This is a genomic window from Aureimonas ureilytica DSM 18598 = NBRC 106430 (assembly GCF_000382705.1).
In the GTDB taxonomy this organism is placed as follows: Bacteria; Pseudomonadota; Alphaproteobacteria; order Rhizobiales; family Rhizobiaceae; genus Aureimonas; species Aureimonas ureilytica.
In genome coordinates this window covers 1-9,338 of the sequence record NZ_ARQE01000032.1, presented here as the reverse complement: position 1 = coordinate 9,338, position 9,338 = coordinate 1, and the positions used below count along the sequence as shown (strand labels likewise).

General features: G+C 63.1%; 9 protein-coding genes and 1 pseudogene. 7 read left to right on the top strand and 3 right to left on the bottom strand.

Annotated elements, in window-relative coordinates:
• From B146_RS30035 to B146_RS0124160, 3 genes and pseudogenes are all read left to right on the top strand, one after another.
• Positions 1–155: pseudogene (locus tag B146_RS30035) on the top strand (MurR/RpiR family transcriptional regulator); the annotation flags it as partial.
• Positions 152–1,039, top strand: coding sequence for a ribokinase (locus tag B146_RS0124165; RefSeq protein WP_019999055.1), 888 nt, complete (start codon positions 152–154; stop codon positions 1,037–1,039). The pseudogene B146_RS30035 and the gene B146_RS0124165, both read left to right, overlap by 4 nt.
• Positions 1,040–1,294: 255 nt before the next feature.
• On the top strand, positions 1,295–1,642 hold the full coding sequence (locus tag B146_RS0124160) for a DUF3088 domain-containing protein (protein WP_026358906.1): 348 nt from the start codon (positions 1,295–1,297) through the stop codon (positions 1,640–1,642).
• 305 nt (positions 1,643–1,947) lie between these two features.
• Here B146_RS0124160 and B146_RS0124155 read toward each other — a convergent pair whose 3' ends face one another.
• Entirely contained in the window at positions 1,948–3,180 is a 1,233-nt protein-coding gene (locus tag B146_RS0124155) for an MFS transporter (protein WP_019999053.1), read from the bottom strand.
• Positions 3,181–3,361: 181 nt separating this feature from the next.
• Positions 3,362–4,522, bottom strand: a complete 1,161-nt coding sequence (locus B146_RS0124150; RefSeq protein WP_019999052.1) for an MFS transporter — start codon at positions 4,520–4,522, stop codon at positions 3,362–3,364.
• Positions 4,523–4,607: 85 nt separating this feature from the next.
• Between B146_RS0124150 and B146_RS0124145 the strand changes: the two genes are divergently transcribed.
• From B146_RS0124145 to B146_RS0124130, 4 genes are all read left to right on the top strand, one after another.
• Entirely contained in the window at positions 4,608–5,378 is a 771-nt protein-coding gene (locus B146_RS0124145) for a DeoR/GlpR family DNA-binding transcription regulator (protein WP_019999051.1), read from the top strand.
• Positions 5,379–5,446: 68 nt separating this feature from the next.
• Complete coding sequence (locus tag B146_RS0124140) at positions 5,447–6,910, top strand: L-lactate permease (RefSeq protein ID WP_019999050.1); 1,464 nt, start codon at positions 5,447–5,449, stop codon at positions 6,908–6,910.
• A 54-nt stretch (positions 6,911–6,964) separates the two neighbouring features.
• Positions 6,965–8,173: an MFS transporter gene (locus B146_RS0124135; RefSeq protein WP_019999049.1), complete on the top strand. Its 1,209-nt coding sequence runs from the start codon at positions 6,965–6,967 to the stop codon at positions 8,171–8,173.
• A 309-nt stretch (positions 8,174–8,482) separates the two neighbouring features.
• On the top strand, positions 8,483–8,872 hold the full coding sequence (locus B146_RS0124130; RefSeq protein WP_019999047.1) for a VOC family protein: 390 nt from the start codon (positions 8,483–8,485) through the stop codon (positions 8,870–8,872).
• Between the two features lie 185 nt (positions 8,873–9,057).
• Here the strand turns inward: B146_RS0124130 and B146_RS0124125 are convergent.
• Positions 9,058–9,338 (bottom strand): tyrosine-type recombinase/integrase (locus B146_RS0124125; RefSeq protein ID WP_019999046.1); only part of this gene is annotated, 281 nt, incomplete at its 5' end.

Below are 9,338 nucleotides of genomic sequence, written 5' to 3'. Positions count from 1 at the left end.
CGCCGCTTCTGGGCGAGAACGCGGCAGCCCGCGTCGCCCAGCTCATCATTCTCGACGCCGTCTTCGCAGCCGTCGCCCAGCGCGACCTCAAGGCGGCAGAACGCAATCTCGCGGCCACGATGGGGGCCGTCAAAACCAAGCGGCGAAATTCATGAACATGCCCCGGAAGCCGGTGGTCGTCGTCGTAGGCAGCCTGCACTACGACATCATGGTCGATGCGCCGGACAGGCCGCGCAAGGGCGAGACGGTGACCGGCCACGCCTGGGCGCCGAAGTTCGGTGGCAAGGGCGGTAATCAGGCGGTCAGCGCCGCCAAGGCGGGCGCTGACGTTCGCATGGCCGGCGCCGTGGGCGATGATGAGTTCGGCCGCTTCCTTCTCGCCACACTCCATGCCCTGGACGTCGATGCCACGCGTGTCGCCACCTTGTCCGGCATCGGTTCGGGCATGAGCGTCGCGATCTCCGACGCCGGAGGCGATTACGGTGCGGTGATCGTATCGGGCGCCAACTTGGAGATCGACACGACTGCGATTTCGAATGCGGATTTGTGGACGGATGCCAAGGCGTTGATCCTTCAGAACGAAGTGCCGGATTCCGTGAACCTTGCCGCCGCCCGGGCCGCGCGCAACGCGGGAGCGACGGTCTGCCTTAACGCGGCTCCCTTCCGAACGCTTCCGGGCGAACTCGCTGCATTGGTGGACGTGCTGATCGTCAACGCGATCGAGGCGGAGGAACTCTGCGGTCTTCAGGTCACCGATCTGGCATCGGCGACCGATGCCGCACGGGACCTCGTGACTCGCTTTCCCGGCGTGGTCGTCACCGCTGGAGGCGCTGGCGTCGCAGGCATTCAGTCCGGCGGTGCTCCGATCGCCTTGGAAGCTCTGCCTGTGCGTCTCGTGAGCACGCACGGAGCCGGCGACGCATTCGTCGGCGCGCTCGTGAGCTCTCTTGCCGTCGGCACGGCCTTCGCCGACAGTCTTTCCGCCGCGAACGAGGCGGCAGCCCGCCATGTTTCCACTCGGCATGATGTGGGCGGATGATAAGGGCCAGCCCGGTTCAAGACTGCGGCACCGGCTGCGATTTCCTACGACACAGTTAGGAGACGGTCTGCTTCCGGCAGCCTATCACCGGAACCGGATGATCAGGTTTCGGCCTCGTCCGGTTCCAAGCGGTGAGGACAGCGGACGCCCGGAAGCGGTCCATCCGCGTTCGACCCGGCCATTCTCAAAAATACCCTCGTTTGCGAGAAGGCGTAGACCGCCTGTTGGAGGAGCATGGAAGCGCCGGAGGCCCGAATGGAACGCGACACGCTCATCCTTCTCAAACCCGATTTCGCCGACCCGGCATTTCCTGGCACCCGGTTCTACTGTTGGCATTGCGCCCTGATGGAAGGGGTGATCGCCAGCTTTCCCGAGCTTGCGGAGAAGATCGACGTGCTGCGGATCGAATGGCCTCGGCCCCGAAGCGAGGTCGTCGAACTGATCGGAGCCGAAAATCAGTCGCTACCCGTGCTTATCTTCGCCGATGGAACCGGTGAGGGTCTAGCGACCGGAAGCTATGGCGAACGCCTGTTCGCCGAAGGCAAGGATGCGATCCTCGACGCGCTTTCCAAACGGCACGGCATCCCTTTTCCGCATTCATAACCGAGCGACGCTCTCCCGAAACGCGATCCCAATCGGGAAGGCCGGATAGGCAGAAATCGACCCAAGCTAGACGTTCGATGGGCAGTTCACCATCATCCAGAGCGGTCATTAGATTTGGTCCGGTCCGCGGAAGTTACGAACACGTTGCGGCGGAAGTTCTCGATAAGACTGGCTCGACTGAAGGGGGTACAGAAGGCGTAGTCATCGCTTGGTCGTGAGTGCAGAACGCGAGGGCACCTTCCGAACCGCCCATTCGCGTATCTTGTGAAGCGTGTAGCGATCGGTCAGCGGATGCTTCGACTGCTCTACAAAACGCCCGCATCCTTCCGGAGGGATCCTGCGTCGTCCCAGCAGCCGTAGAGCCAGATCGCCAAACCGCCGATCGACAACCCGGCCGCGACGAGGCCCGCCGACGGCAAGCCGTAGCCCAAGCTGATCGAAAGGCCGGCAAGCCACGGCCCCAAGGCATTCGCGAAGTTCATCGCGCTGTGATTGAGCACGGCTGCCGAGGTTTGGGCGTTCCGAGCCACCTCCATGAGACGGGTTTGCAGGACCCCGCCCAACGCGCTGAACGCGCCGATGAACAGCATTGTCATCACAAGGCCCGGCAACGACGAGACGACGAAAGCGAAAACACCCAACGCAACGACATTGAGGGCTAGCATGGCGGTCAGGGTCACTTTCAGATTGCGATCGGCGAGCCAGCCGAAAACCAGGGTGCCGAGGGACATCCCGATGCCATACACGGTCATCAATGCGGGCACCCAAAAGGGCTCGACCATCGTAACTTCAAGAAGGATCGAGGACGTAAAGGAGAAGACCGCGAAGTAGCCGGCGAAGCCGATCGCCCCGGTGGCGAGCGTGAGCCAGATCCTTCGATCCTTGAGGCCATTGATCTCCGCAAGCGGGCTTGCCGATGGATCCGGCCTGTCCTTCGGCACGAAGGCGAGGATCATGATTGCGGTGAGGGCCGCGATGGCGCCCGGGATGGCGAAGCCGATGTACCATCCAAACATCTGGCCAAGGGCCGTCGCGACACCGACACCGAAGATCACAGAGGTGGTGAGACCGAGGAAGACGTAGGAAACGGCCTGGGCGCGACGTTCGCCACTGACCATCGAGGCGGCAACCAGTGATGCCACGCCGAGGTAAGCGCCGTGGGGAAGGCCGCTGAGGAAGCGGAAGGCGAGTAGTGCCTCAAAACTTTGGGCCAGGGCGCTTCCGATGTTCCCGATCGCGAAGATGGCGATCGACAAAACGAGGAGCATCCGGCGCGACATCCTGGCAAAGCCGATCGCGATCGCAGGCGCGCCGACAACGACGCCGATCGCGTAGAGGCTGACGGCGTGGGCGGCGGTCGGCGCGTCGACGCTGAACCCGGCGCGGATGCTCGGCAGGAGGCTCATCGCTGCGAACTCGGCGGTGCCGAGGGCGAACGCGCCAAGGGCCAACGAGAGGAGCATCAGCGGGACGTTGGTGTCGCGCGGCTTGTCCGGGGAGCGAGCAATCCGCTCCCGTGTCAGCATATGAAAGGACATGTCTTTTCCAGATCGAAGACCACACAGGACCGACCCCGATATGGCTCGTATCGGAAGCGACCGGCTGGAAGGCGTTGGGTTCACAGACCGAGGGCGGCTCAAGGTCCCCTGCAATGCAATGAGGGAACCGAGTGACCATTCGACGGAGACAGAGGGGGCCAAGGAACGCGGCGTCGTGCCGCTATCCCGCTCGAGACACCAGCGAACCGACGAGGGCGACAAAGATCATGAAAATCGCGAGTAGGAGCAGGCCGACGTTCAGGCTCCACGCTTGGGCGATGAAACCGATCATCGCCGGACCGAGCAGGATGCCTGCATAGCCCAGCGTGGTTACGGCGGCGACCGCAAGGCTCGTGGGCATGATTGTCTGGCGGCCGGCGGCCGTGAAGAACACGGGCACGATGTTCGACAACCCTGCGCCCACCAATGCGAAACCAACGAGAGCCAGAAGCGGTTGGGAGGCCCAGACGGCGACGGCGTACCCTGTAGCCGCAAGCAGTCCTCCGATCAGAACGACGCGAGTTCCGCCCAATCTGGCGACGACCCTGTCTCCCAGGAGCCGTCCGATGGTCATCATCACAGCGAATGAGGCGTAGCCGATCCCGGCCGACGCCTGTTCATACCCATGGTTCGTAACGAGGAAGATCGCGCTCCAATCGAGAATTGCCCCTTCACCCATAAACACGAGAAAGCACAGAACGCCCAGAACGATGACGATGCCTTTCGGCACGACGAACATGGGGGCCTGACCAGTTTCCTTGTTACCGTATGTGAGAAGGCCGTTGTAAGACAGCACCAGGAGCAGGATGAGGACCGCGCTGATCGCCCATACAACCGATCCCAGGGGCACTCCCGCCCCTAGCGCGAGACTGACACCCCCTGCGCCTAGGATGCCGCCGAGGCTGAACATTCCGTGGAAGCCGGACATCAGGCTTTGGCCGCTGTCCTTCTCGACCATGACGGCTTGGATGTTCACGGCCACATCCACCGTGCCGACACTGGCGCCGAAGATCGCGAGCGCGACAGCCAACTGGATCGGCGTGTCGACGATCGGGAACACCGGCATCATCAAAGCCATGCCGATCGTTGCCACAACGATGACGACTCGGCAGCCGTAGCGGTTCGCAAGGATCCCCGTCGCCGGCATCGCGATGATCGACCCCAGACCCAGGGATAGGAGGAGCAGGCCGAGTGTGGCGTTGTCCGCTCCCACCTGCTGCTTGGCGTAGGGAACGAGTGGTGCCCAAGCCGCCATCCCAAGGCCGGCTAGGAGAAAGGTCAGACGCGTGGCCAGTTGCTCACGCCTTCCCGAGACGCCGAGTTTCGCGCTTGCTACCGACATGATGCCACCGATTTCAGTTGCTGTATGAGCGTCATTGCACACTGAGGAAAAACGTGCAACAACATTCGAAATCGAGGACAAATGGATGCTCGCACAGGAACGACAACTCGCGATCCGCGCGCGTTTGACAGCGCGCGGGAAGGTCGTCGCGGTCGAGTTGGCCAACGAGTACGGAGTTTCCGAGGACGCGATCAGGCGCGACCTGAGGGAACTGGCGCGGCAAGGTTTTTGCCAGCGCGTCTACGGCGGCGCCCTCCTGTCCGCGCCGGATCCGGGAAACATCGGATATCGCGAGACGGCTTCCCCGCAGGTGAAGGAAGGGCTGGCGGAGGTCGTGTCGAGACTCATCACCGACGGCCAGACCGTCTTCATTGATGCAAGTTCGACGAACATCGCGATAGCTAGGAAGATCCGACGGGACATCGACCTGACGGTGTTCACGAACTCGCCCGCCATCGCGATCGCCCTGTCCGACCACAGGCGATGCAAGATCATCCTCATCGGCGGCGTCTTCAATGCAGAGAAGGGCGCATGCCACGGTGCGCAGACGGTGCGCGAGGCCAAGAACATCTTCGCAGGGATGTTCATCCTGGGCGCCTGCGGGATTGATACGGAAGTCGGGATCACCGCCCTGGATCACGACGAGGTGGAGGTGAAGCGATGCTTCTTGGAGCAGAGCTCACGCCTCGTCATCGCGTTGACCAAGGACAAGCTCGGGACCGTGGCCCCCTACAAGATCGGCGATGTCTCCGCCATCGACACCCTCATCGTGGAAGGTGACGTTCTTCCGGACGATGTCGCCGCGTACCAGGAGATGGGCATCAAGATCGAATACTCCCGGATTGCGGATGATTGAATGCATCAGCCACCAGCCCATCCAGGCCTCTAAGCAGCGGTAAGCGAGCATCCGGAAAGTCGTCGGGCGTGCTGTACTTCATATGGACTTTGCCTGCGCTCTCCGTGGCGCTCGCCATCGGGGTCGGTCGTGTGGGAACCCTTCCCGCTTCGCTCGTCGGCATGGTGTCGGCGCTGATCGTTGCGCTGGCAGCGGCACCCATTCCGTTTTCGTTCGACGGTGCCCTGAGCGCTGCTTTCCGGGGTGCATGGGTTGGATGGATCGTCGTTCCCTACATCCTCGGTGGCTTGCTGTTCTGGCAGATGGCCATGCGCCCTGGTGCTGCGGCCGTTCCGGTCGAAACCTCCTTGATGGATGCGAGGGCAAGACGGCGGCTGCTGTTCACCGCCTGCTTTCTGGTCGGCCCCTTTGCAGAGGCCGCGACGGGCTTCGGCGTCGGGATCATCGGCACGATGATGCTCGTGCGCAGGCTCGATGTCCCGCCCGTCCACCTCCTAGCGCTCTCGCTCATGAGCCAGACCATGATCCTCTGGGGCGGCATGGGAAGCGGCGCCATCGTCGGGGCGGCCTTCGCGCGCACCGATCCAACGACGCTCGCCTTCCACGCCAGTTTCATCATGGCCGCCTTCAACCTCTTTTGGCTTCCGTTCTTCTGGCGTCTGGCCGACAGGGCCGGGGTCACGGGAGGGACACGGGAACGTTTGAGCGAACTCGGCTGGCTTTGCAGTGGCCTCTTCCTTGTGACCGCCGCTACCGCGCTTCTCGGCCCGGAGACGGCGATGCTGGCGGCTTATGGACCGCTGATCCTCGCTCGCTACCTCGTCGACGAGCGGCCGGATCGAGCTGCGCTTCTTAGGACCGGCCGTCGCATGGCACCGTTCGCCCTGCTGATCGGCTGGCTTACGCTGACCCGCCTGCTGCCGCCGCTCGAACACGCGCTTCAGGCCGTCGGCCGGGTCCAGCCGTACGCCGGCGCTCCGGCTTGGTCGCCACTGTTCCACGCCGGAAGCTGGCTCATGGTCGCAGCGGTCCTGACAGGGTTGGCCCGTGGGCATAGCAGCGCCTTCCGCGCCGAGCTTCAGCGAGCCTGGGACACGGGCCGCTTGGCGATCTTGACGATCGTCACCTTCTCGATCATGGCCGAACTCCTGTCCGCGTCCGGCATCGCGGACGGTCTGGCTGGGGGGATCGTCCTGGTGCTTGGGCACTGGGCGATCCTCCTCACCCCGATGGTCTCGGCTTTGTTCGGAGCGTTGGCTAACAGCGGCAATGCGGCCAACGGCCTCTTCATGGCCTCGCAGGTAAGCCTAGCGACGGAAGCGGGACTGACCGTAGCGGCGGTGATCGCCTTGCAGCACGTTGCGGCCCTATCGCTCAACATGGTCTCGCCGGTCCGCCTGTCCATCGCATGCAGCCTTGCCGGCACGCCGGGCCTCGAGCGGGCCGCGTATCGCGAGATGCTGCCCTTCGCCCTCGTAATGGTGGGCTTTCTCTTGGCGGTCTCGTTGCTGATCGCCCTGCATCTCATCTGACTGGGCGTCCGCCCGATCCTCGCAAACGACCATCCGCCCGGGAGGCAAAGACCCATGGACACGATCAACCAATCCGCCACGCGGCCCAGGGTGTTCCTCGGCATCCTCTTCGCGCTCGGAGCCTCGCACCTCCTCAACGACACGATCCAGTCGCTGATCCCTGCCGTCTACCCGATCCTCCAGCGCGACTTCGCGCTCGACCTCGCCCAGATCGGTATCATCACCCTGACCTTCCAACTCGCGGGATCGCTGCTCCAGCCGCTGGTCGGCCTCTACACTGATCGCCACCCGTTGCCCTACTCCACCGTCATCGGCCTCGCCTTCAGTCTGGGCGGCGTGGTCTGGCTGGCATACGCCCACAGCTACGGGCAGATCCTCTTCGCCGTCACGTTGATCGGCATCGGTTCCTCGGTGTTCCATCCCGAGGCGACACGCTCGGCACGCCATGCCTCCGGCGGCCGGCAGGGGCTGGCGCAGGGCATCTTCCAAGTCGGCGGCCAGCTTGGCGGCGCGCTGGGACCTCTCCTTGCTGCGCTGATCATCGTCCCCCGGGGGCAGGCGAGCCTCTCCTGGTTCGCTGCCATGGCGCTCCTCGCCATGGTCCTGATGGGCTGGACGGCTCGGCACCACGCAACCATCCGCAGCCACTTCATGACCGCTCACACCACAGGGTCGGGCGGTCACCCTGATCGCTCGCCATATCCGCGCGAGATCGTGGCGCGTGGTCTCGTGGTCCTGTCCGTCTTGATGTTCTCGAAGCTTGCCTATCTCGAGAGCTTCCGCTCCTTCTACACCTTCTACTTGATCGACCGCTTCGACGTCTCGATCCCGCAGTCGCAGATGATGCTCTTCGTGTTCTTCATCGCGTCGGCGGTCGGTGTGCTGCTCGGAGGCATCGTCGGTGACCGCATCGGTCGCTACCGCATCATCTGGATCTCGATCCTCGGCCCGCTGCCATTCACCCTCCTGCTGCCCTATGCCGACCTGTTCTGGACGGGAGCGCTGACCGTACTAATCAACCTTGTGATGGCGAGCGCCTTCGCCTCGATCATGATCTACGCGATGGATCTGGTTCCCCATCGGATCGGCCTGATCGGCGGTCTGTTCTATGGCCTCAACTTCGGCCTCAGCGGCATCGCGGCCGCCCTGCTCGGCATCTGGGCAGACAGCGTCGGCATCGAGACCGTCTACGTCATGTGCTCGTTCTTACCGCTCGTTGGTTTGTTGACTTTCCTACTGCCGCGGCTGGAAGCACGCAGGTAGATCTCGAGCAACGAAGTGCTTCTGAACTCATATTGGTACGGCGCGTCGTACCTTCTCCCTACGGCCGAGTACTCCGCCAAGCGGAAGGTTGCGGAGGCGGGCGACGCTAGTGTCCGCAGCTATGTCCGCATTCCCGGCGGTCATGCTCCAAAGCTGCCTGACCGCAATCCACCCCACCCGGTCTCAGTCGGAAGAGGATGCGGACGCCCGGAAGCGGTCTATCCGCTTCCGACCCGTTGCGGTCGATAAATCCATCTAAAATGATCCGTGATAGCGGACGTCGCGGTTGGTGATGCGAAAGAGGTCTGGATGATCGGATACACGATGGTTGGAACGAGCGACCTGGATCGAGCCTGTCGCTTCTACGAACCCATCTTCACCGAGATGGGCTACGAGCGGTGCTACAGCGATGCCCAGGTCGCCTCTTGGGGATCGAAGTCCGTGGACACGGCGCCTCGCTTCTTCACCGGCTATCCGTTCAATGGACAGCCGGCCGGTTCGGGAAACGGAGCTATGACGGCGTTTCTCGTTCCCGAGCCCGACCGAATTGATCGATTGTTTGAGATCGCCATTCGGCAGGGCGGATCGATCGAGGGGGAGCCCGGTCCCCGTCCGCAGTATGGCAACGGCTTCTACGCTGCGTATGTCCGCGATCCAGACGGAAACAAGATCGCATTCGTTTCATACGGGCCTTCCTGACGCCCAAATCGCGATCGAGCCACAGCAAAAATGGGCCGTCCCCCTTTCCGCGAAACGTCCGCTTCCGTCGAAAGGTAGCCAGGAGCGGACAGTCGCCTTTCCACCCTGTTCAGCGGTTGGAACGGCCACCGTCGAGTTCTGAGAGCGGCCGTTCCGCACCAGCGTGAAGCCGGCCTAGTCGAGGGTTACACCTCGGTACTCTCAGCCAAGGTCAGTGCGTCCTCAACGTCGACGCCAAGGTAGCGCACCGTGCTCTCGATCTTCGTGTGGCCGAGCAGGATCTGGACGGCGCGCAAGTTGCCGGTCGCCTTGTATATGATCGACGCTTTCGTCCGCCGGAGCGAGTGCGTGCCATAGTCCTCTTTACGTAGACCGATCGCGGCGACCCATTCATCGACGAGACGAGCGTACTGGCGCGTGCTCAAGTGGGTTGTATGATCGACGCGGCTCGGAAAGGCGTAGTCGT